20 protein-coding genes are annotated in these 24,174 nt (G+C 45.7%); 9 read left to right on the top strand and 11 right to left on the bottom strand.

Annotated features, from left to right (window positions below):
- The 3 genes from asnB to EGI32_RS14375 form a co-directional block, all read right to left on the bottom strand.
- A partial coding sequence (gene asnB / locus EGI32_RS14385; protein WP_255155442.1) for an asparagine synthase (glutamine-hydrolyzing) occupies positions 1 to 1,129 on the bottom strand: 1,129 nt, incomplete at its 3' end.
- A gap of 150 nt (positions 1,130 to 1,279) precedes the next feature.
- Positions 1,280 to 1,867, bottom strand: a complete 588-nt coding sequence (locus EGI32_RS14380) for a DUF2911 domain-containing protein (protein WP_255156062.1) — start codon at positions 1,865 to 1,867, stop codon at positions 1,280 to 1,282.
- Between the two features lie 29 nt (positions 1,868 to 1,896).
- Positions 1,897 to 2,490 carry an ACP phosphodiesterase gene (locus tag EGI32_RS14375; protein WP_255155401.1) on the bottom strand — a complete coding sequence of 198 codons (594 nt, stop codon included), beginning with the start codon at positions 2,488 to 2,490 and terminating at the stop codon, positions 1,897 to 1,899.
- Positions 2,491 to 2,882: 392 nt separating this feature from the next.
- Between EGI32_RS14375 and EGI32_RS14370 the strand changes: the two genes are divergently transcribed.
- Entirely contained in the window at positions 2,883 to 3,326 is a 444-nt protein-coding gene (locus EGI32_RS14370) for a hypothetical protein (RefSeq protein ID WP_255156061.1), read from the top strand.
- Between the two features lie 104 nt (positions 3,327 to 3,430).
- Here the strand turns inward: EGI32_RS14370 and EGI32_RS14365 are convergent, their stop codons facing one another.
- The gene (locus tag EGI32_RS14365) at positions 3,431 to 4,867 is read right to left on the bottom strand and encodes a S9 family peptidase (protein WP_255156060.1); all 1,437 of its coding nucleotides are present in this window, start codon (positions 4,865 to 4,867) and stop codon (positions 3,431 to 3,433) included.
- Positions 4,868 to 5,032: 165 nt separating this feature from the next.
- On the opposite strand from EGI32_RS14365, the gene EGI32_RS14360 reads away from it, so the two are divergent.
- Complete coding sequence (locus tag EGI32_RS14360) at positions 5,033 to 6,007, top strand: deoxyhypusine synthase family protein (protein ID WP_255156059.1); 975 nt, start codon at positions 5,033 to 5,035, stop codon at positions 6,005 to 6,007.
- A gap of 169 nt (positions 6,008 to 6,176) precedes the next feature.
- On the opposite strand, the gene EGI32_RS14355 is transcribed toward EGI32_RS14360, so the two are convergent.
- Positions 6,177 to 6,653 carry a hypothetical protein gene (locus EGI32_RS14355; protein WP_255156058.1) on the bottom strand — a complete coding sequence of 159 codons (477 nt, stop codon included), beginning with the start codon at positions 6,651 to 6,653 and terminating at the stop codon, positions 6,177 to 6,179.
- Positions 6,654 to 6,741: 88 nt separating this feature from the next.
- Here EGI32_RS14355 and EGI32_RS14350 point away from each other — a divergent pair, with 88 nt between their 5' ends.
- Positions 6,742 to 7,239, top strand: a complete 498-nt coding sequence (locus EGI32_RS14350; RefSeq protein WP_255156057.1) for a hypothetical protein — start codon at positions 6,742 to 6,744, stop codon at positions 7,237 to 7,239.
- A 36-nt stretch (positions 7,240 to 7,275) separates the two neighbouring features.
- The gene (locus EGI32_RS14345) at positions 7,276 to 9,129 is read left to right on the top strand and encodes a M1 family metallopeptidase (RefSeq protein ID WP_255156056.1); all 1,854 of its coding nucleotides are present in this window, start codon (positions 7,276 to 7,278) and stop codon (positions 9,127 to 9,129) included.
- 160 nt (positions 9,130 to 9,289) lie between these two features.
- Here EGI32_RS14345 and EGI32_RS14340 read toward each other — a convergent pair whose 3' ends face one another.
- Complete coding sequence (locus tag EGI32_RS14340; RefSeq protein WP_255156055.1) at positions 9,290 to 10,516, bottom strand: cation:proton antiporter; 1,227 nt, start codon at positions 10,514 to 10,516, stop codon at positions 9,290 to 9,292.
- Positions 10,517 to 10,726: 210 nt separating this feature from the next.
- Positions 10,727 to 12,304 (bottom strand): M28 family peptidase, encoded by a 1,578-nt coding sequence (locus EGI32_RS14335; protein ID WP_255156054.1) that lies wholly within the window; start codon positions 12,302 to 12,304, stop codon positions 10,727 to 10,729.
- A 330-nt stretch (positions 12,305 to 12,634) separates the two neighbouring features.
- Here EGI32_RS14335 and EGI32_RS14330 point away from each other — a divergent pair, with 330 nt between their 5' ends.
- Both EGI32_RS14330 and EGI32_RS14325 read left to right on the top strand, forming a co-directional pair.
- A complete protein-coding gene (locus EGI32_RS14330) occupies positions 12,635 to 13,771 on the top strand; it encodes a hypothetical protein (RefSeq protein ID WP_255156053.1) in 1,137 nt (378 codons plus the stop codon).
- 131 nt (positions 13,772 to 13,902) lie between these two features.
- Entirely contained in the window at positions 13,903 to 14,319 is a 417-nt protein-coding gene (locus tag EGI32_RS14325) for a hypothetical protein (protein ID WP_255156052.1), read from the top strand.
- A gap of 232 nt (positions 14,320 to 14,551) precedes the next feature.
- On the opposite strand, the gene rpiB is transcribed toward EGI32_RS14325, so the two are convergent.
- The 3 genes from rpiB to EGI32_RS14310 all read right to left on the bottom strand — a co-directional run bounded on the left by rpiB (position 14,552) and on the right by EGI32_RS14310 (position 19,746).
- A complete protein-coding gene (rpiB, locus tag EGI32_RS14320; protein ID WP_255156051.1) occupies positions 14,552 to 15,001 on the bottom strand; it encodes a ribose 5-phosphate isomerase B in 450 nt (149 codons plus the stop codon).
- A gap of 171 nt (positions 15,002 to 15,172) precedes the next feature.
- The gene (gene tatC, locus EGI32_RS14315; protein WP_255156050.1) at positions 15,173 to 16,063 is read right to left on the bottom strand and encodes a twin-arginine translocase subunit TatC; all 891 of its coding nucleotides are present in this window, start codon (positions 16,061 to 16,063) and stop codon (positions 15,173 to 15,175) included.
- Between the two features lie 209 nt (positions 16,064 to 16,272).
- Complete coding sequence (locus EGI32_RS14310) at positions 16,273 to 19,746, bottom strand: glycosyltransferase (RefSeq protein ID WP_255156049.1); 3,474 nt, start codon at positions 19,744 to 19,746, stop codon at positions 16,273 to 16,275.
- Positions 19,747 to 20,216: 470 nt separating this feature from the next.
- Here EGI32_RS14310 and EGI32_RS14305 point away from each other — a divergent pair, with 470 nt between their 5' ends.
- From EGI32_RS14305 to EGI32_RS14295, 3 genes are all read left to right on the top strand, one after another.
- Complete coding sequence (locus tag EGI32_RS14305; RefSeq protein ID WP_255156048.1) at positions 20,217 to 21,662, top strand: circularly permuted type 2 ATP-grasp protein; 1,446 nt, start codon at positions 20,217 to 20,219, stop codon at positions 21,660 to 21,662.
- Positions 21,663 to 21,813: 151 nt separating this feature from the next.
- Positions 21,814 to 22,746 (top strand): alpha-E domain-containing protein, encoded by a 933-nt coding sequence (locus EGI32_RS14300; protein WP_255156047.1) that lies wholly within the window; start codon positions 21,814 to 21,816, stop codon positions 22,744 to 22,746.
- Positions 22,747 to 22,771: 25 nt separating this feature from the next.
- Positions 22,772 to 23,743, top strand: a complete 972-nt coding sequence (locus EGI32_RS14295; RefSeq protein WP_255156046.1) for a transglutaminase family protein — start codon at positions 22,772 to 22,774, stop codon at positions 23,741 to 23,743.
- Between the two features lie 164 nt (positions 23,744 to 23,907).
- Here EGI32_RS14295 and EGI32_RS14290 read toward each other — a convergent pair.
- Positions 23,908 to 24,174 (bottom strand): peptide chain release factor-like protein (locus tag EGI32_RS14290; protein ID WP_303626655.1); only part of this gene is annotated, 267 nt, incomplete at its 5' end.

Below are 24,174 nucleotides of genomic sequence, written 5' to 3'. Positions count from 1 at the left end.
ACCAGTGGATATATTTGTGGTAACCGGCCAGCGTTTCATCTGCACCCTGTCCATCCAGCAATACCCTTACGCCATGTGATTGCGCCAGCCCGTAAACTTTATATTGCGCAAAAATACTCGAAGACGTAAATGGCTCTTCCTGGTGGTAGCAAAGCTTTTCAAAATCATTGACCAGTTCTTCCGCAGTTGGCGTAACGGTGAAATTTTTCAGGCGCAGCATGTCCGTAACCTTCTGTATATGTTGTGCCTCATCCTTTTCAAACCCGGGGAAAACTGCGGAAAATGTGGTGAAGTCACCCGCATGCCTTTTGCCCAAAGCCTTGTTTACAAAATAGGCGATCGTTGAGCTGTCGAGCCCGCCGCTAAGGCTGGAGCCCACTGGTACATCGCTTCTCAACCGGCGGTGAATGGAAAGTGAGAACAGGCTTTCAAAAATGCCCAATGCATCCGGCTTCTTTACCTGCTGGCGGTATTGTTTGTCGATCGTCCAGTAAGAATGTATCCGAAAATCCATTTCCGCGAAATTCAGCACCGCAAAATGTGAAGGGGGCAAGGAGAAAATATCTTTGTAAAAAGTCTGTGATTTATTGGAAGGGTTTTGCACATGCCCCAGTGAAAGATAGTTAAGCATTAATTTATGCTCGATGGTTTTATCAATCCCGATCGCCCACAACCCTTTCATTTCGCTGGCAAAGGCGAATATCTCCTGGTTTTGATAATAATAAAAAGGTTTTTCGCCAAAGCGGTCACGTGCGCAAAACAAGGTCTGTCTTTTTTCATCCCAGATAGCGAAGGCAAACATGCCATCGAAATGCTGCAGGCAACGCTCATCATAAAAATCGTAGGCGGCCAGTATCACTTCAGTATCGCTTTCGGAGGTAAAAATGTAGCCTGCTTTCTGCAGTTCGTTCTTTAATTCGATGTAATTGTAAATTTCACCGTTGTACACGATGGTGTAACGTTGCAGGTAGTGCATCGGCTGATGCCCGTTGTCAGTGAGGTCGATGATAGCCAGCCTGCGATGTGCAAAACCGACATGATTGGAGCGGTTGGTCCAGAAACCTTCCCCGTCGGGACCGCGGTGCGACAAGGCATCAGCCATGGCACTCAGCAACGGCCTGCTGATCATTGATTCGTCCCGCGTTATTATTCCCGCTATTCCACACATTGGTTAAAAAAGTTGAAGGTTCTAAGTTCAGAGTCAATAGTTAATAGTGAATAGTCAATGGTTCACAATAATGGAGCCTTTTCAATACTCTTTTGCAGTATCGGGCTTTACCTATTGACTATTCGCTATTGACTTTTTCGAAAAGTTGATGGGCAACACCGTTTTCACATTATCCCAGGCCATCAGGAGTCCTGCGCCTCCTGGTTCATCCATGAATACCATGGTAAAATCTTCCAGTGCCGGCGATTGGCGCTGCACAGGTACTTCCGTCCGCATTACATCTTTGCTGGTATCTGTATGCAATCCCCAGGTGTAAAGATTGGAATTGAGCACGATCGTCCATTTATCCGGCTCCGGGATACAATAGATGACATAGGTTCCTTTACTGACCGTTTTCCCGCCAATGATCACATTCCTGAAAAAATCGATCTCGGTCGCTTCATTGGCGCCCAGTCTCCACACTTTACCGAATTCTATCAGGTCGCCAAAAATGGCCCGGTTGTTCTTCTGCGGCCTGCTATAGATCACCCTTGCCATCAACGGCTCGGTCAGTTTATCCTGGATCTTCAGCAACGTGTAATTGTTAGGGTAATAACTGATGTCCAGCGGAGATTTATCTACCGCGGGTACAACGGCCTGTGAAAAGGCGGTTACACAAAATGCGAAGCTTAAAGAAACTGCCAGGAAAACTTTCTTCATAATTTTTTTGTTCAAAGATAAAAGAAACATCACTTCAATAATTGCTCCAACCTTGCTGCCGCAAATTTTTTAACATCGGGGAAAAACGCATCGTAGCAGAGACTCATGGCGGGCTTATGCCGCAGGAATATATCGTAGGCTATGGCGGTTTCTTCAATATAAGCGCTGCGCCGGCGTACCCCTTCCAGGCTTTTTCCAATGGCCCAGTCGAACTGGTAATTGTACAGCCAGTTCTGCGTTTTCATGTAGGGGAACATCATCCCGAACCTGTCTCCGAGCCATCCGCTGTTGTTTTCGAGTTGCGCATAACACTGCTGCGAAAAATCCATGAGCGCCTTATCGGAAGCGAACTGCTGTTTATCCAGCGCAAGAAAATGATCGTATACCACATCGGCAAAAGCGCCGGAATATAAGCGGTAATCGGCCCTGAAGAATTCTTTCAGCTCCCTGGTAGCATCGTGCGAATCTGTATATTCATCGATGGCCCTGTGAAGCCGGATGCCAGCCTGTATGATGGCCGGATAATCGAATTGTTTTTTCCCTTTTACAAAATCACTGATCATATTACCCGTAAGGATGCCGGGGTTGTTAAAGGAAAGATATGCGTGGGCGAGATAATTCATGATAATGGATAATGCTATAATTGAATAATGGATAATTGATACTGATAGAATGTACAGAAGTAAGAAAGTTTCCCCGAATTTAATCTATTATCTATTAAAACATTATCCATTATCCATTCGCCCTTGCCATCGCTACTTTTTAACATTCCCATCTCATTCTTTATATTTTTTTTAAGAAATAAAACCCTCCCCATAGTTTTAAGTATAACTCATCTACGAACAAAATCGTATTTTATAAAATTCGTTCTCCGTTCAACATAATTGGTATCAAAACGGCGCCCGTTTGACCATCGTTCATCATTATAAAATACAGGCTGATCTACATTTGTCATGCCATCGGCTGAGCAGCAGAAAGCTGACAGCCATTCAAAAAAAATTAAAAAAGTATAGTCATGAAAAAAGTAACCATCATCTTCACAGCACTCGTTTTATTTGCCGCTTCTTCTTTCGCTTTCGGCCCCGAAAAAGTATCCGGTTTCGTAAAATCTGCTTTTGAAAAGGATTTTGCCAAAGCCGAAAATGTAACCTGGACGAAGAATTCCAATTTTTATTTTGCCGAATTTACCCTTGATAACAAAACAGTTGGGGCTGCTTATGACGAAAAGGGGGAGCTTGCCGGAACTTCGGAAGTGATCCTTGCCAGTAATTTACCGGCCAATGTAAGCGCCGCCATCGCCAGGAAATATGCCGGCTACAAGATCAGCGAAAAAGTGACTTCGGTTTTGTATGAAGGGCAAACCAGTTATTTCTTTACGGCAGACAGCGACAAACAACGCCTTGACCTTGCCTGTGATTCGGAAGGGAATTTTACAGTGAGGAACAAGATCAAAAAATAGTAACAGCGAGGATCAGTGCAAAATGAAACGACGCCGGCTCCACAAGGCCGGCGTCGTTGTGCTATAAAACCCCGGAGGTTTTCAAAACCTCCGGGGTTTGCCGTTTAAAGCCCTCCCTGGCTTTTCAGCCATTCTCCCATGATTTCCAGCGCTACGGGCGAAAATGTTTCTTCCAGTTCGCCATATTCCTGCGGAGAACATTTTTTGCAGGTCTGGAACAAATGGTTAAGTCCCGGAATTTCTTTCACTTCATAATTTTTTGATTTGCTTTTTTTCAAAGCGGCTTTTATTCCTTCCAGATTTGATCTGGGCAAAACCTGCACATCTTTTTCGCCATTCAGCGCCAGCACATCACAGGATAATTTTGTGAGGTAAGGGGTGGGATCAAAGCCGGAAAAATAATAGTACCAGGACTCCAGCATGCTTTTGATCCGCCCTGAAGCGTAGGCGTTCCGAAGGGCATCAGTGTTAAGTTCCAGCGAATCGTATAACTTTTTATTGAATGAATAATCTTTCGCCAGCAGCTCAACAATTTTTTTGCGCATCACATTCGTGTCTTTGCTGCTATGCACCGCCATTACCGCCTGTTCGAATAACCTGGAGCCCAGTTTGCTGATCGTTTCATCACCACCATTGCTTTTGCTTACGGCATAAAATTGTTCAGACATCAGTGTTGTGATCGGTACGCCCGGCCCTGCCAGCAGTACGATGAACTTTACATCTTTTCTACGCGAAGCCACGATGGGTGCTATCATTCCGCCTTCGCTATGCCCCAGCAGCCCGATCCTGGTGCTGTCCACCTCTCCCTGTGTTTTTAAAAAATCTATACCCGCTTCTACATCCTTCGCAAAATCGGCACTGGTAGCACCCTGGAAATTTCCGCTGGTTTTTCCTACACCACGATCATCCACCCTCAACACGGCAAACCCTTTCCTGGTGAGGTAGTCCGCTATCACTGCAAAAGGTTTGTGCAGGAACATTTCTTCATCGCGGTTTTGCGGCCCGCTTCCGGTGATGAGTAATATGGTTGGGTAATTGGGTGGTTTGATATAATTTGTTCCCGGCTCTATGGCAGGTGAGGTGAGTGTTCCGGAAAACTTTACCGATCTGTCGGAATTGTAATATTCCACTTCCCGGGTATTGTAATTAAACGGAGCGGCCGGTGTTTGCGGCCTTTTTGTTGCCACAAAAACCGGCACTTTTGTAAGCACCAGCGGAATGGGGCCGCCTTGCACAAATGTTCCGTTGATGGTAGTGTCGTTGGTGAGTTTCCCGCTGAAAGAAATATTGAACATTTTTGCGGCAACAAAAATACTGTCGCCACGGGTGTAGGTAGTATCTGCCGGCAGCGGTTTCGGCGATTGGTCGGGACTTCTTAATATACCCGAGAGGACTCCTTTTTTATCCTCGTTGAACTCAAAGACCAGCCTGAGTGATATTCCCACATTTATCTTTCCTTCCCAGGTCCCGGTAAATTTAGTTTGCTGCGCAAAGGAATTGGCAGAATACAAGAAAAGAAACAAAGGGATTAATAATTTCATAATGAAAGCTTTCCGCAAAAGTAAATAAGAAAGATAAGAGAAGGAATAAGAAAGATAAGGAATAAGAACCTGCAGCACGTTGAGATGCCAACTTCCTCATTTCTTATTTTATCTTTCTTATTTCTTATTTATGCTGCTTATTTTTGCAACTCTAAAATCGACATCATGACACAAGGACCAGTTTCTAATTTCATAGAACACCACTATCGCCATTTCAACGCTGCCGCTTTGATGGATGCAGCCAAAGGATATGTAACTCACCTCAACGAAGGGGGGAAAATGATGATAACGCTGGCCGGCGCCATGAGCACTGCCGAGCTCGGGCTTAGCCTTGCAGAAATGATCCGCCAGGATAAAGTGGCCATCATCAGCTGTACCGGTGCCAACCTGGAAGAGGATATCATGAACCTGGTGGCGCACAGCCATTACAAACGCGTTCCCAACTACCGCGATCTGAGTCCGCAGGAAGAATGGGACCTGCTTGAGAACCATTACAACCGTGTTACCGATACCTGCATACCTGAAGAAGAAGCTTTCCGCAGGCTGCAGCAGCATATCCATAAGATATGGAACGAAGCTGATCAGAATGGCGAACGTTATTTTCCGCACGAGTTTATGTACAAAATGTTGCTGAGCGGTGTGCTGGAGCAATATTACGAGATCGACCCAAAGAACAGCTGGATGCTGGCTGCGGCGCAAAAGAACATCCCGATCGTAGTGCCGGGCTGGGAAGACAGCACCATGGGCAACATCTTCGCGTCTTATGTGATCAAAAATGAAATGAAAGCTACCACCATGAAAAGCGGTATCGAATACATGGTATGGCTGGCCGATTGGTACCGCAACAATTCATCCGGTAAAGGCGTAGGCTTCTTCCAGATCGGTGGTGGTATAGCAGGCGATTTTCCCATCTGCGTAGTGCCGATGATGTACCAGGATCTGGAATGGCATGATGTTCCTTTCTGGAGCTATTTCTGCCAGATATCCGATTCCACCACTTCTTACGGGTCATACTCAGGTGCTGTTCCCAACGAAAAGATCACCTGGGGTAAACTGGATATCCATACACCGAAGTTCATTGTAGAAAGTGATGCTACCATTGTGGCTCCGCTGATCTTCGCGTGGATACTGGGATGGTAAAGTCAATTAAGAATTAAGAATTAAAAAAAAGACGCAGTTTCAATTGCGTCTTTTTTTGATAACGTTTAGCTGCCGTGGTTGGTGTTTTAAGCCTTTGCTGGTGTTATCACCAGCAAAGGCTTTGTCTTGCCGCTGTTGGTGTTATCACCAACAGCATTCCAAATGGCTTTTATATTTTCTTTTCTTCTCCTTTGATGGTCTGCAATTCTTTCGCTTCTTTCAATGGCCGTATCAGTGCCAAAAGTATCAGTATTTTCACGAGAATGCCGCCAAATATAGCACGGAGTATATTTTCAGTGCCGCCTTCTATGAAGGAAAATACCGCACCCAGCAGGATCAGCCCGATGAATAAGATCAGTCCGAGGACGATAGCAGTGTAAGGTTTTTTTCGGGTGTACAAACCCAGGGCGATGAAAAGGCCGGCTTCTACCAGGGCGATCACAAAAACTATCCAGTTGAACTCTTGTAAACTTCTGTACATGGCGATCATTTCTCCGGCAAAAAATAATCCGCCCGCCCAAAACAATGCGTTCCTGGCTTTCTTTACACCTAATTCATAGCCTTCAATTTCGATCTGGCGGATATCGGCGTGGTAGTCGGCGATAAGATCCTGCGGTGGTTGGGGGTCTTGCTGGTTAGTTTCCATTTTTTAAAAGTAATTTAAGAAGAAAGGGTGAAAATTTTAAATATTCTTTTAACACACGGATAAATACATAATCATTAACTTGAATTATATGAACATAGACGAATTATACCTGGAATCCGAATCTGATATAAAAAACAACCTTTACGGTGAAGCCTTTAAAAAATGCGAATCCATACTTTACGAAGATCCCATGCACGCACCTGCGCACAATTCGATGGGCTGGTTGCTGAAGACACAGTTTGATGATTACGACCGGGCGGAAAAACATTTCCTTACCGCCATGAAATGTTCGCCGATGTACCCTCATCCATATTTTCATTACGCTACTTTTCTTACTGACCTCGAACGCTACGACGACCTGGTAACGCACCTCGAAAAATGCCTCACTATTCCTACGCTTGAAAAATCGTGGATACATGCCAAAAAAGGTATCATGGAAGAGTTGAAGATGAATTTTACGGAAGCCATCCAGTCGTATGAAAAAGCGATCCTGTCATCGCTCAACGATGATAAGATAAAAATGTATGGCGATGATATCGACCGCTGCAAAACAAAACAGGACATTGCGGGGCGCAATAAAATATAATAAAATCCCACTACCAGTTAAAGTTATTTTATGAGAATGAATAAGATCTTTTTGTTGTGTTGTTTATTTGCGGCAGATAACCTGCTTGCACAACAATTGCCGGTGCCGGCCAACATTGCCAATGCCTTTGAGACCGGAACCCGCAGCAAAGACGGAAAGCCCGGGAAAAATTATTGGCAAAATACCGCCACATATGATATCAACGTGAATTTTGACCCCGCAACCAGGTTGCTTGCGGGCTCTGAAACTATCCGGTACAAAAACAACAGTAGTGATACATTGAAAGAGATCCTTTTCAAACTTTACCCCAACCTTTATAAAAAAGGCTCGCCAAGGTTGCAGCCGATACAGCCCGAAGATGCGGGTGATGGCGTAACTGTCAAAACTATTTCGTCTGGCGCACAATCACTGAGCTACCGGACATCCGGCACCAACATGTCGGTTAAAATAAAACCTTTAGCGCCCGGGGGTGAGATCCCGTTCGATATCAGCTTTGAGTATATACTCAACAAAACTTCGCATATGCGTACCGGTGAGGTAGACAGCGGATCATATTTTATCGCGTACTATTTTCCGCGGATAGCGGTGTACGATGATATCGATGGCTGGAACCGCAATCCTTATCTCGGTACCCAGGAGTTTTACAACGATTTCTGTGATTTCAAAACGGCTATTACCGTACCGGCGAAATACATTGTGTGGGCAACAGGCGACCATACCAACAGCAGCGATATTTTTTCTCCAAAATATCAGCAACGCATCCGCGAAGCCGAAACAAAAGACGGATACGTAGATATTATCGACAGCGCTGACCTGGCTGCAGGCGGCATTACAAAAAATACAACCGGAAACAATACCTGGATCTTTGAATCTAAAAATGTAACGGATGCGGTATTTGCATTAAGCGATCATTATCTCTGGCAAAGCTCGAGCCTGGTGGTAGATAAATCTACCGGCCGGAGAACCAGGGTGGACGCGGTTTTTAACCCGCAGCATAAAGATTATTTTCATGTGGTAAGCGATGCCCGCAAAACGGTGGACGCGATGAGTTATCGTTTTCCAAAATGGCCTTTCCCTTACAACCACGAAACAGTATTTGATGGGCTCGACCAGATGGAATACCCGATGATGGTGAATGATAATCCGGTGGAAGACCGGGCGGAAAGTATCGAGCTGACAGACCACGAAATATTCCATACCATGTTTCCTTTTTACATGGGTATCAACGAAACCAAATACGGTTGGATGGATGAAGGCTGGGCTACGCTCGGCGAATGGCTTATCTCCCCTATGATCGATTCGTCCATCGTAGACCTGTATGGCGTGGCGCCTTACGCCCGTTCCGCAGGTACCGAAATTGACCTTCCTATTACCACGCTTACCACGCAGGAATATGGTACGAGCATGTTCCTGAATAGCTATCCGAAACCGGCGATGGGTTATTTGTATGTGAAAGATTTACTGGGGGAAGACCTTTTTTACAAAGCATTACACACGTACATCCGCAACTGGAATGGCAAACATCCTGTTCCGCAGGACTTTTTCAACAGCATGAATGCAGGCAGCGGCCGCAATCTCAACTGGTTCTGGAAGCGCTGGTTTTATGAGGATGGTGTTCCCGATATGGCCATTACAAAATTCAACGGCAGCGGCGCAAACAAACAAGTGGTGGTAGAAGCTCAGGGAGTGAAGCCATTGCCGATAGACCTTACCATATTTTATAAAGACGGAACGCAACAGGCCATTCACCGTACAATAGCGGTATGGGAGAAAGGGGCAAAATCGGTGACGATACCTTTTAAAGCTACAAAGGCCATTGAAAAAATCGTACTGGGAAGTGCGCATACGCCGGATTCCAATCCGAAGGATAATGTGTGGGTCGTAAAATAAATTACCACAGCGGCACAGCAGTCGCCTGCGGCGAATAAAAGATGCAATCCCGGATTATTAAGATGGGGATGATATTTATGCTTTATTTTATCTAAGAATCATAATGATCCGGGTTGCCTTTTCTTTATCGCCTTCGGCGATAAAGTTGTAATGCCGTGGTTCAGGCCTCGTGCATTTTCTGCTGTATTCCTCTTATTTCCAGATCCTCCATATCGTCTGGCTGTTTGCTTTCCGAAGTAATCATCAGGCCAATCATCATCACCAGTGCAGTAAGTATCATCACCTGTATCACCAGCGAATTATCTACCAGCGGGATACTAAGTGATACGGGCAGCGAGAGGAACAATAATATATTGATCAATCCCCGTGGGGCCACAAATACCAGCGGTTTTACCGGCAAGCCGGAAAGCTTCAATTGTACGGCCCTTACCAAAAATATCACGACAGTAATACCTGACGACCAGGCCAGGCTATGCGTGTTGAGCAGATCGGATGTGTTGATGAGAAATCCGAAGAGCAGAAAGAACAAGGCTTTTATCAGGAAAGTAATCTCCCTGATAAAATCGAGGAATTTATGCACTTCTGTGTCCAGCGAAACAGGTTTTAATTTTTGTATCCAGCGCATATGTTTCATTTCATCGAGGTTGCCAAGGAAAAGGCCGAATACAAGAATGAATACCAATGAAGGCAGATGAAAAACTTTTGATACTTCATAAATAAGTATCACCAGCAGGATGATGGGTACAAATTTTATTTCGTGTTCGATACGGCCCAGCAGGAAAGATAATGCGATAGTAGCTAGAAAAGATACGACGATGATGATGATGATCTGCAACAAAAACAAACCAATGGAGACGATGTTGAATACCGTGGTAAGCGCTACAAAATTAAAAAGGATCACGCCGAGTATATCCGAGAGGCTGCTTTCGTAAGTGACAAACTGCCTGTTGTACGAAGAGAGATTTTTTGCGCTCGGTATCGCTATCGAGCTGCTGATAACGGCCAGTGGAACCATGTTGGCCATCGACATCCGGAATTCGTAACCCATGAACTGCTGAAAAGCGAATGCGCCGAGAAAAGACAATACCAGCATAGGTACCAACGCTACCACAAAAGATTTTTTCACCAGTGGTATCTTCGACTTGTTAAGTTCAAGCTCCAGCGAACCTTCCAGTACAATGAGAATGAGCCCGATGGTGCCCAGTATGGGCAGGGCATTCGTAAGATTGGGAATGATGATATCAAACTGTGAAGCGCTTTGTTTTACGATCCAGCCCAGCAACAGCAGCAAGATCACCGAAGGTATTTTTGTAACCGACGAGCTGATGTCGAAGAGATAGGCCAGCAGCACCAGCACGCAAAGGGTTATTATTACCAAGATTGTCATTTCGGGTGATTTGGTCCAGGGCAAATTTACATTTTTTGAACCATAGAGAACCGAAGAGCACATAGAAACACAGAGCTTGTTATTGTAAAACGCAGATCTTTATTATGATCATGATTGATCTTAATTATCATAACAATCTGCGTTCCGTTTTATATCGCCGCAGGCGATCCTCTGTGTATTCTCTGTGCTCTCCGGTTCTCTGTGGTTGAATTACCTTGCGCCCTCAGGCAGCGGAATATCTCTCTTCAGCATTTCATCCCTGTTGGCGATATCCCATGCGGTGTGAAAGATCATCTTCACTCTTTTTTCATAAAGCGGCCACTCTATCTTGTCGATGGTATCGGTTGGTTTGTGATAATCGGCTTTCAGCATCCCGTCGTAAAAGAATAATACCGGTACGCCTTTGCGGGCGAAGTTGTAATGATCGCTGCGGAAATAAATGCGGTGCGGATCATTGGGGTCATCAAATTTATAATCCAGTACAAGATGGGTATATTGGCTGTTTACTTTTTCGTTGATGATGGGCAGGTCGCTGCTCAGTTTATCGTGGCCCACAACGTACACATAATTCATGGTGTCGTCTTTTTTACGTTCGGTATCTATGCGGCCTACCATATCGGTGTTGAGGTCAACGCTTGTTTTGGAAAGGGGGTATACCGGGTGCTCGCTGTAATATTCGCTGCCCCATAATCCTTTTTCTTCGCCGCTAACCGTCATGAATACGATCGTGCGCCTTGGCCCTTTGCCGTCCGCTTTGGCTTTGGCAAACGCTGCCGCCATCTGCATTACAGCAACGGTGCCACTTCCATCGTCATCGGCGCCGTAATATATTTTTCCATCACGCATGCCCAGGTGATCGTAATGCCCCGTAAGGAAAACATATTCATCTTTTTTATCCGTACCTTCTATCACACCCAACACATTGCTGGCGTTGATCACATTGCGGTATTTTTTTATACGGTAGTTTACAGATATTTTATTGGCCTGTGGAACTGCCGCAAAAGCTTCGCCCGCTTTCACCTGCCTGAGCAGTGTATCGAAATCGGGAAGAATGTTTTTTGCAAACGCATGCGACAATAAAGCGAAATTTATCGTTTTTTCTTTCTTTTCTCCGGGATAATAAACGCTGGTCTTTTTTGCCATATCGATCATGCGGGGCGAAAAAGTTTCAGCGGCCTGGTTGATGACCAATGCACCCACGGCGCCCTTTGCGGCAGCCGCTGCCAGCTTTTTGGCCGTTCCCGGAAAAGTCCATTCGGAAGCCCGCCCGTTGCCGGTAGTGTTGAGGAAATATTTGCCTTCTTTTTTCGGCTCGCCGTAAAAGAAGACCACGATCTTGCCCTTTACATTCACCTTGTTGTAATCGCTGTACGCGGCATCATCTATACCATATCCTACAAAAACGAGGTTGCTGCCTTTGAACGAGCCATTCTCATTGGCATTCAGCGGCGAGATGAAATCCTTGCCATATTCTGCAACGATATCTTTCACTTTCAGTTCGGAGCTGAGCAGGCTGTCCTGGTACAATGGATAAAGTTGCTGGTAACCCTTCAGTCCTTTCGGTTGCTGCAGGCCCATCGCTTTAAACTGGCTTTCGATGTAGGCGGCTGCTCTGCGCTGGCCTTCGGTACCGGTTTCGCGACCCTGCATTTCATCGCTGGCGATGATGGTGAGGCGGTTTTTAAGTCCATCGGTAGTGATCACATCGGCGTATTTAGCCGCATCCGTTTGAGCGAAAGCGCTATTGGCCGCAATGAAGAGGTAAGCGAGTAATAATATTTTTTTCATGCAGGAATATTTTTTACACGAATTAACTGGAAATATGGCAAACCTTGCGGGATATTTATTTGAATGGTGTGATTTGATGGCGGGTTTTTGCCATGCCGCTTTGTAATTTGTTGATGGTGTAATAATATTTGGAAAAATTACTAACGATAAAAGTGGCTTTATTAAAATACCTTACTTGTGCGCATTACTTCGTTCCAAAAAACACCTGGCCGATCCACAAAAGTTTAAATCCCTGATAGAACATTGATTTTCTTCATCCAGTAAAAAATCCTTCTTAATATTGCAGTACAAGCCCTTTTTACAAAACCCTTTTTCAACTTTTAATGCAACATGAAGAAATTAATTATTGCGACAGCAATTCTTTACAGCAGTGTATCCTTTGCACAAACTGCCAATAACATCCCCGACTCTGCGAAATTCAATAAGAAAGTAATGGAGAACACAACTTCATTTGTATTTGATGGACAAAAACCAACCGGCAAAGGCTGGGATATCCTGGAAAAACAGTTTGCAGATAACCAGTTTGTAGCCTGGGGAGAATATCATAATTCACCGGCCATATCGCAGTTGTCGGCGTACGCATTGGGATCGGCTTCAAAATATGGGTTTCGTAACTGGTGTGTAGAAGTGAGCCCCTTTGTGGCATCCGAACTCACAGGCATCGCTGCTTCTAAAAATCCGATCGATTCACTCAAAGCCATATCAAAAGATCATCCCGACTATGGTACTTTTCCGTTTTTTAAAACGACCGAGGATGCACAGATGCTGAGTATAGCTGCAAAAAATAAGTATAAGATATGGGGGATCGATCAGGAGTTTCAAATGGCTTTTCCTTATTGCATCACAAAAGCTTACGATGCCCAATCGCCGAAAGTGAAGAAAGCCTACAAAGCTGTATATGACAGTTTGCTCGCACGCTGGTGGATGCCTAAAGTGAGACTGATCGATAGTTTGAAAAATGCTACGATACAGCCCAGGTTGAAGGATGCTCTGGAAGATATAAAAATATCAAGGACTATTTATTATGAATCAGATAACCAGATGAGGGCAACGCTGATGAAAAAGAATTTTTATAACTATTATGATAAAACCACTACTAAAAACGAAAAGGTATTTTTCAAGTTAGGGGCCAACCATCTCGCAAAAGGGTTGAACCTGATGACAAATCTATACGATATCGGTAATGCGGCATATGAGCTTTCGCAACGCAACAAAACCGGTTTTGTAAATGTATATTTCGTCAACCGGTTTTATACGGAAAAAGGGAAGGTAATCGACGACCTTGATAATGAGGACAGCGAATACCCGAAAGAATTTTTGAAACTTTACGACAAAGAAAAATGGATGGTAGTAGATCTGAGGGCAATGAGGTTGCGGTATGATCACGATAAGACCATATCCGACGATGCATACAGTATTCTTTATAAATATGACCTTGTGGTAATATCCCCGGAAGTGATGAAGTAAATTGGGTATAACCCGCCGGCTGTGAAATTATTTTACATTCGCAAGCAGAAATTGAAAAACTACCCAACGTTTATCGGGAACGGAACGTAATAAGTAGATAAGCCTGCGTCGGCTCCCCTAAATTTATCATCATGAAATTATTTTATTCCGTCCTGTTCCTTCTTTCGCTGTTACTGGTATTTGCCGGCTGCAAAAAAGACGGTTCCCGGGCGCTCATTATCCCGGGCACATACACCGGAATGTTCAAAGTGGTGTATCCTTCTCAAACTCAAACCGGCCCGGTGACCGTTACTTTTTCAGCGGGTAACCGCTACAGCTCTACTTTCAACCCCGGCGGGGTACCGGGGGGCGGCTCGGGCACCTGCAGCATCAGCCTGGTGCAGGATAGTATCACCTTCAACGAAACGAACTACTGGACGGGCAATTTCGACTGGAACCTGGTCCTTACGGGAAAATACAGCTACTCATTCGATGGAACCCATCTTAAGATATGGGCGGATAAAAATGGGGTGGGGTATTACGAATACGATCTGCTGAAACAGGAGTAAGAATTTGGGCGGAGATCGATGCGGATAATCAGATCACAGATTTCAGAGGGATGGAGCGGATTACACAGATTACTTTTCACTTCGTGAAAAACAAAAATGCAGTTTGTAAATATTGGAATATTGCAACCAATTCAAGTATTTACAAACTGCATTTTAATTTTCTGCCTGCAGAAAATAATCTGTGTAATCCCCTCCATCCCTTTGAAATCTGCGATCCCCTTTCGTTTCGATCTCAACAGCCGATCTTATCTACACGATCCGCATGCCTTCCTCCTTCAAATTCCGTATTCATAAACGTATCGAGGATCTTTTCCGCATCTTCATCGCTTACAAAGCGTGCAGGAATGCACAATACATTTGCATTGTTGTGTTTGCGTACCAGTTCCGCTATTTCCACTTCCCAGCAAAGGCCGGCACGGATGCCCTGGTGTTTATTGGCGGTAATGGCCACACCGTTTGCGCTGCCGCAAAGTAAGATACCGAACGCCGCTTCGCCACTTTCTACCGCATTGGCCACAGGGTGTGCAAAATCCGGGTAGTCTACCGAATCCTTGCTGAACGTGCCATAATCTTTAAAAAGACGGCCTTCACCTTCCAGCAGGGAGATGAGGGTTTCTTTGCAGTCAAAACCGGCGTGGTCGCAGCCGATGGCGATGGGTTTATTACTATTGAAAACATACATGGTATTAAAAAATTAGTTATTGATGAGGCAAAATTACGAATTACAAATTACGAATTACGAATGCATAGACTTGTTACATCATTTTGATTGGGTACAAATAAAAAGGCTTCCTGCAATAGCAAGAAGCCTCCTATAGAAATTCTTAATTCTTAATTTATAATTCGTAATTGATTAACTCCATTCCTTCTCCGCCTGCACCTTTTGTTTATCCACCCTGCGTACGATCCATACGCTTATTTCGTACAGCAGCAACAATGGCAGCGATACCAGTGCCTGGCTTGTCCAATCGGGCGATGGGGTGATGATAGCCGCCACAATGAGGATGATCACAAAGGCATATTTACGGTAGGTACGTAAAAATTTAGCGCTGATGAGGCCAATCTTTGCCAGCACAAAAGCCAGTATCGGCAACTCGAAGGCGATACCGCAACCGAGGATGATATTGTTGATGGTATCGATGTAATCGTCGAGTGTAGGTTTGTATTCATACATTTTCTGGGTACCCAATGTGAAATTCCCCAAAAAGTTGAACGTGAACGGCGCCAGCAGGTAGTAACCGAAAGCACCTCCTATGATAAAACAAAGCGATACCCAAAAAATACTGCCGCGGCTGTATTTTACTTCTTTGGGAGATAACGCGGGTTTGATGAACCGCCACAATTCCCAGAACAGATAAGGAAAAGCTACGATAAGCCCTCCCGTCATAGCAATCGAAATGGCCGACATGAACGAACCGCTTACTGTATTAACAAGAAATGAAATTTTTACCGGGGGCATACAAAAGGCATCTCCAAGGTGCAGGGAATGCCCGAGATTGCAAAGGCCGCTGTAGGTAACGAAATTGGGATTCGCCGGAGCCATGATGATGTTGTCAAAAACCCAGTCTATCTTGATGAACACTAATATTACTGCTACTAACCAGGCCAATACCGCCCGGGCAATATGCCAGCGCAGTGCTTCCAGGTGATCGATAAAGCTCATTTCGTCCGGCGATTGTTCCGTCGCCTTTTTGCCTCCTATTTTTTTTAGAAAATTCTTTCTTCCGGTTTCTGTGCTTGCCACTTCGCTAAATTTTTATATTGGTAAAGGTAAAAGTATTTCTATATACGAGAAGTTGTTAGATGTCAGATGTCGGAAGAGTTGTGAGATGTCAGATGTGATTTGTCAGGAGTATATTCCCGGCCGATACTTTAAAAACTTCCATCCCTTGTGATCTTGTGATAAAACGTAAGCCGGTCAGAATAAACCGCTGACAACTAACATCTGGCATCTCATAGCTGTTTTACATTCCCCGTCCGTTTAAGCGCACCCCATCCCTGCAGCTCCCCTTTGATCGCTTTGTTGAATGATTTTATTAAAATATAATACATCAGCTGACGGTAGATCAGTCGTTGCGGGATCAGCCATACCAGTTTTCTATAATCTTCTTTTTCAAACGCGAAAGCCAGTGCGGCGCCGGCCACATCTACCAGTGTAAAAATGAGGTAATACAAAATGATATGCCCGATGCTGGCCGGAATAATGCCAAAACCCGCCGCCAGCAGGCTCAGCACCAGGATAATATCAGCCAGCGGCGCCAGGAACGGCAATATCATCTGGAATACCAGTATGTTCGGCATAGCCACCATCCCGAAATTTTTGTATTTCGGATTGAAAGTGGCATCACGGTGTTTCCAGAAACTCTGCATCACGCCAAAGCTCCAGCGAAAGCGTTGTTTCATGAACTGTTTCATGGTTTCCGGCGCTTCGGTGTAAGAAATGGCCGTGTTGCAATTACGCACTTTATAGCCTATCCGGTGCAGGCGCATGGTAAGGTCGCAATCTTCCGCAAGCGTATCGGTGGTAAATCCACCGGCTTTTATGATCGCTGTTTTCTTAAACGCGCCGATGGCGCCCGGAACCACCGTAATGCAATCCAGCAGGTCGAACGCACGGCGATCAAAATTTTGCGAGGTGATGTATTCGATGCTTTGCCAGCGGGTGATCATATTGATCTCGTTGCCCACTTTTACGTTGCCGGCCACAGCGCCCACTTCTTCTTCCGTATTATCAAAATCAAATTTTTTCATCAGCTCGGTTACCGCATCGTTTTTCAACTGCGTATCCGCATCTATACAAACCACGTATTCGCTGCCGGCGATGTTGATGCCGTAGTTAAGTGCCGAAGCCTTGCCGCCATTAGGTTTTGTATGCACCTGTACACGGGGATGGCCTTCAAATGCCTGCTGCACATTAACAAACGTGTTGTCTTTACTGCCATCGTCTACAAAGATCACCTGCAGCGCAGGGTAATTTTGCTGCAGGAGGCTTTCCACCGTGCGCACCGCATTTACCTCTTCGTTGTAGGCCGGAACGATCACCGATACTAACGGTGTAGGGTAAACGACTGTTTTGCCTGCCAGCAATGCCGCCGCTTTTTTCTCCCTCCTTACCTGTATGGAAGCAAACAGGCCCATCAATGCCATGCGGCCCACCGATAGCAGGATACCAATGATGAACAATGAGAATAAAATGTTGGTGCCCCAATACGTAGCTTCTACCACAAACCAATTGGCTTTGTTCTTCCAGGTTTGCGGCACGGGCGGCATCACATCGTCTTTGGTTTTACCCATCAGGTCGGCTACAGTGGTGAATTTGCATCCCCGGCTTTTGAAATAAGCGATGATGCGGGGCAATGCGTCCACAGTAGGCTGGCGCGTATTTCCACCGGCATCATGAAGCAGGATGATGCTGGCGTTGTTTTGCTCCGCAAAACGGATAGTGCGGTTGTAAATGCTGTCGGCGTTCATGTGCGGATCCCAATCGTTGGGATCAATACTTTCACCAACAGAAATATAATTGTCCTTTTTGCTCCGGGCGATAGGTTCTATCTCCTCATAGGTCTGCGGCTCACTATCCGCGTTGTAAGGTGCCCTGAAGAGGATGGTGGAATGGCCTGTCACGCATTCTATCAGCGAGCGGGTGGTCTTCATTTCCAGCTCGGCACGCTCGGGGCTCATCTTGGCGATGTTGCCATGCGTAAAAGTATGGTTTCCGATCTCATAACCATCGCGGTAAAGCCTTTGCAGCAGCGGTACATTTCTTTCGGCATTCAGCCCGATGACGAAAAAAGTTGCCGGTACTTTTTCCTTTTCTAAAATGGCTAATATTTTGGGCGTATAAATTTCATCGGGGCCATCGTCAAACGTAAGCACGATCTTATGGCCGGGGCTGCCGATCTCTGTTTTATCTTCTGCAAATTTTTCATACACATATCCCGAAGGAAGCTGCACGTACTGCTGTTCGGCAATGAGCATATCCGATTGATCCACTTCCAGTTTTATTTTTCCCGCCTGCGGCGAATAGAGTATACGCAGCAATTCACCCTCGCCGGAAGAAGTTGGTTTGGTTCCGAAATCGATGGGTACCACCTGTAGTAAGTTGAAATCGAACGGGGTTTTTTGCAGGGCCGACATGCTCAGTTGCCTGCCATAAAAATTCCAGATACGCGGATCTTCTCCGCCGAGCCGCCAGAGTGCCGTGCCCGCCGTGGCATAATCATCGCTGAAGCGTAAAATATTGAAAGTGGTGGCCGCATCGGTAAACCAGATATGATGAATGGTTTCGCCGGCGCTGTCGGTTTCGGGTTGTGTATAATCGTAATGAAGGTTGTAAGTATCGTTATCAAAGCTGATAGAAGCATTGATGATCTTTGCCTGGCTGATGATCTGCGCATAGGTAAGATCCGTAACTGTGGTGGTCGCGCTTTTCCCGTTTTTTTCAACAGCCCAGTCGCGGCCATAACCCGCCACGCCAAGGATGATCTTCGAGGCATCGATCCTGTCGTCCATCCAGTCCAGCTGCTGCTCAATCCATTTCTGGGCGCTGATAGGCCCCGGGCCGGTGGCATCACTGTACTGGTCGTAAGCCATCAGTATTACATGGTCGTTGTATTGCGACAGGCTTTTGAAATCGTAATCCTCGTTCATCGCCTGCACATCCATGCTCACCAGCAGGCCTTTCGGATGCAGTGTTTCGTACAGTTCCTTTTGAAAGCGGGTAAGCGGTTCGTTGGCAGGCTCATTGAGGTTTTCAAAATCCACATTGATACCCTGGAGTTGATAAAATGCCAGGGTGTCTGCAATCTGCCGTATCAGCCGGGTCCTTTTTTCAGCATCGGTCAATATCACGTGCAGCAGTTTGCTGTCGAAATACCCTTGCGAAGGATCCATCGTATTTGTATGGAAATTATTGAGGATGGGCTGTATGCTCAGGTGGGCGTTTTTCATGGCAGAAAGGCCTGCCGTATCTATCCTTGTCTGCAGCTGATAGGTAGTGGTATCTATGAAAAACCATTCGGGAAAGATCGTGTTGAGCTTGTCGGCATTTTTGATGAGATCCGGCAGGGCGTTTTTATCCCAGGGAGTATAAAATGCTGAGCGTATGGCGGTTGTTTTAACAGCATCCGACCGAAGGTTCTTCAGCGAATCTTCCTGTAACTTCTTTTCCAGGTAATCTTTAAAGCCTTTATATTTTTTATTGAGCCGGGAAGCAAAGGTGAAATTTTTAGTGGGGTCGAGTTTGTCCTGGTAAGCTTTTGCCCGGGCATCCATGACCGGCAGATCCGGGTTTCGGGCATTTATGACTGCCAAAACGGCTACCGCTATAAAAAAAATGGCTACTACCAGGATGATCCTGCTGGTCCATTTAAAACTTTTCCATCTTGTGCTGCTGCTGGTCTGGAATATCTGTGGAGGGTGTTCCATGAAATATGTAAATAGTGGGCAAAAGTCAGTAAAGAATCGCTACTACTAATATATCATTAATTCTAATAACAGAAGATTAACGTGGTGTGGAATTTTTTTCGGCGAAGTATTTCCCCATTTTGTGTACCGGCTATTGAGGTACAGGCAAAAGAAAGGCCCCTGTAGAAACAGGGGCCGTTTACCAAAACTAACTGCTTATGAGAAAATTTGAATTTTAATGTTTGATGTTAGGTATATTTCAAACGCTATGCCAAAAGACTTGTGTCATGTGTTAAGAAATTCCAAAAGAAATGAAGCGGGATTAGAGAGCAATTAGAGATCAGCAAACCCCGGAGGTTTTCAAAACCTCCGGGGTTTATTCCGCCTATTCGTGGAATCCGTGCAATTCGCCACAATTCGTGTAAAAAAATATATTATATTGTGTTAACATCACTTCGGTTCCTGCCATTCACTTCCAAAACAGACAGCATATGCAAACAAGTGAACTGTTGCGCTCCTACTTAGTGGATGTAAATACCTGGGATGAGATGTACAAGGATTCCGCTGTACGGGAACAGTACAAAAAAGCGGTAGAGTTCATGCAGCAGTTATCTGTGGAAGAACTCAACAAAAAGGAGGAACTCGCCAAAAAGCTTTTCATGAGCCAGGGCATCACCTTTACCGTGTATAGCAGTGGCGAGGGCATCGAAAAGATCTTTCCATTCGACATCATTCCCCGTATCATCACCGCTTCGGAATGGGATTATATCGAAAAAGGCATCAAACAGCGCCTAAAAGCACTCAACCTTTTCCTGAAAGATATTTACAGCAACCAGTTTATCCTCAAAGACGGCATCATCCCCACGGAAATGATCTACAGTTGTCCGCATTACCTCCGGGAGATGTACAATTTTGCTGTACCGTACGATATATATGTACACATTTCGGGCATCGACCTTATACGCGACAGCGATGGTACTTTCTACATCCTGGAAGATAACCTGCGTACCCCGAGCGGTGTAAGTTATATGCTGGAAAACAGGGAGATCACCAAACGTATCTTCCCCGACCTGCTGCCGAACAGCAATGTGCGTAGCGTGACGGAATACCCCAGCATCTTATACCGCAACCTGGTATCCCTTTCGCCGAGGCAGGTGAAAAATCCTACCATCGTGCTGCTGACGCCGGGTATCTACAATTCCGCCTATTTTGAACATACTACGCTGGCCAGGCTCATGGGGGTGGAACTGGTACAGGGCAGCGACCTTGTGGTTGATAATCATAAAGTCTATATGAAAACCACGAATGGTCTGCAACAGGTGGATGTGATCTACCGCCGGGTGGATGATGAGTTCCTTGATCCGTTGGTATTCAATCCGGGCAGCATGCTGGGAGTGGCCGGCATCATGAGCGCTTACCGCAAAGGCAATGTGGCTATTGTAAATGCACTGGGCAATGGGGTGGCGGATGACAAAGCTATTTACACATTTGTGCCGGCGATGATACGCTATTACCTCAATGAAGAGCCCATCCTGAAAAATGTGCCCACCTACCACCTCGACAGGCCGGAAGAAAGGGAGTATGTCTTCAATAACATTGAAAAAATGGTGATCAAAAAGACCAATGAAAGTGGTGGTTATGGAATGCTGATGGGAAGCGCTGCCACGGAAGAGGAGATCATAAAATATAAGATCGAGGTATTGCAGAACCCCCGTGAATTCATTGCACAGCCGATCATCAGCCTGTCGTCGTCTCCCTGTTATATGAATGGGATATTACAACCCCGGAGGGTGGATCTCAGGCCTTACGCACTTTGCGGTCCCGATGGTATCGAGATCGTCCCGGGCGGCCTCACCAGGGTGGCGCTCCGCGAAGGATCACTTGTGGTAAATTCGTCGCAGGGCGGGGGAAGTAAGGATACGTGGGTGCTTGGATAATTAAGAATTAAGAATTAAAAATTAAGAATGTTTTCGGTTGGAGTGTATATTAGTTCAGGGCAATCACTAAACGCTCTAAACCACTAAACCGGTACGCGCCGCAGGCAGGTACCTACTAAACCCTAAACCCTAATCTCTAAACTCTAAACGAATGTTGAGTCGTGTTGCCGATAGTCTTTTCTGGATGAGCCGTTATATCGAACGGGCCGATGGTATCCTGCGTATGCTGAAAATAAATTATGCCTCTTCGCAGGATGATGTGCAGGAATTCAGCTGGCGGCCGGTGCTGAAGATATTTACCTACCTGGAAGATGACAAGATAGACGTACTGGAAAATAATACCCGCGGGGTGCTGCAATACATGGTGACCGATAAGGAAAATCCTAATTCGGTATTGAATATTGTGACGCAGGCGCGTGAAAATGCCCGCAGCGTGCAGGATCATATCACCAAGGAAATGTGGCAATGCCTCAACGATTTTTATCATACCATGCGGGATGAAAAACTGGTGCCGCTGCTGCAAAAGGAAGACCCCGTTACCATCCTGGATATTTTGATCAGGCAGGGTTTACTGTATGTGGGCACAACGGATGTTACCATGGCACGCGGCGAAGGGAATTCGTTCATCAATATCGGGAAGTTCCTGGAGCGTGGTATACAATCCACCGACATTCTGGATGTAAAATTCAGCGTGCTGAATGCCCGCGATATCGATGAGCCATCTGATACCACCTATTGGAAATATATGCTCTTGTCGATCTCCGGTTACGAACTGTACCTGCGTACTTACCGCGGTGGATTTGAAGCGAAAAACGTGGTGGAGCAGATCGTACTGGGAGAAGACTTTCCGCGTTCGGTCATCTATTCCATCAGCCAGCTACACCGTTATTTTGAGCGACTGCGTTCCGATCGCAGCAATGATGCCTACGATCAGCTTAATTTCGTGATCGGCAAACTGAAAAGCCGGGTGAAATTCTCGACTTCCAATTCCATCATGCACGAAGGCCTGCATCAGTATCTTTATGAAACCCGCGCCGGGCTGGTAGAGATCGGTAATACTTTGAACAAAAATTATTTTGCATAACCAACATCATTTCCTTTAAAACATTATGCCTCGTTTTATCATTCAGCACGTTACAAAATACACTTACGAAGAACCTGTGACCGACAGCGCCAACCACATTCTGCTTTTTCCTGTTAAGGATGAATTGCAGGAGCTCGTTTCCCAGCAATTGAATATATCGGGTAATCCCAACGTGGATGTCTATAAGGATTATTATGGCAATCGTGCCGGATCGTTCATGAACATCGCTCCGCATCAGGAGTTGCGCATCGAATCAAAAGTGGAAGTCGTTACCAGGCAGCGGCCTTTTCCCGAAGACAGCGCCGCACCCGATATACAATGGCAGGCTTTACAGGCATTACGTTGCGACGGCGCTTTCATCGATTTTTTAAAACAGGAGCATTTCGCTGCGCTGGATGAAGTGAAAGCAGTGGCCGACAGCGGCTTTTACCAGGTAGTATCCGTATACCTTGCTGCGCAACAACTCACCGAATATGTGTATACCAATTTTAAATACATACAGGGCGTCACCAGTGTGGAAACCACGCTGGAAGAAATATGGAAACTGAAAGCCGGTGTTTGCCAGGATTTTGCCCACATGCTGCTTGTAATGTTACGGATCCTCAACATTCCTGCACGTTATGTAAGCGGGTATGTTTGTCCGCGGGATGCCGGAATGCGGGGCGAAGGAGCTACACATGCATGGGTAGAAGCTTACATCCCGTTTTATGGCTGGCTCGGCTTCGACCCTACTAATAATTGTGTGGTGACAGACCTTCACGTACGCCTCGCCATCGGCCGCAATTTTACCGATTGTTCACCGGTGAGGGGTACCTACAAAGGCACGGCCAGGCAAACGCTGGAAGTGGGCGTATCGGTAGCATATGAAGATGGAAGAGTTACCCAGGAAATGAATACGGTGCTGAAACCGCAGCCGGTAGTAGCCACACCGGAAGAGCCAGGATTGAATTCTTATCAGCGGCATATGGAGATGATGATGATGCAGCAACAACAGTAGTCAATTACGAATGTTTAATTACGAATTACGAATGGGGCGACTTGCATTCAAAGCCAGCATTCTGATCGTGCGAACTTCAATTCGTAATTCGTAATTCGTAATTCGTAATTCGTAATTCGTAATTCGTAATTCGTAATTCGTAATTCGTAATTCGTAATTCGTAATTAAGCTTGCGTCGTAAGTTTTTCGGCGTTTTCTGCAAACTGCAGCGCATCAATAAATTCCCCTACCTCGCCATTGAGTACACTATCCAGGTTGTAGACGGTAAGCCCGATGCGGTGATCGGTTACCCTTCCCTGCGGAAAATTGTAGGTGCGTATCTTGGCGCTTCTGTCGCCGGTGCTTACAAGGCTTTTACGCAAATGAGAGATGGCTTCTTCCGCCTTGCGTACTTCTTCATCGTATAATTTTGTACGCAGCATTTCCATCGC

The sequence above is a fragment of the Ferruginibacter sp. HRS2-29 genome, from assembly GCF_024343615.1.
Classification (GTDB): domain Bacteria; phylum Bacteroidota; class Bacteroidia; order Chitinophagales; family Chitinophagaceae; genus Ferruginibacter.
This window is presented reverse-complemented; position numbering and strand designations above follow the sequence as displayed.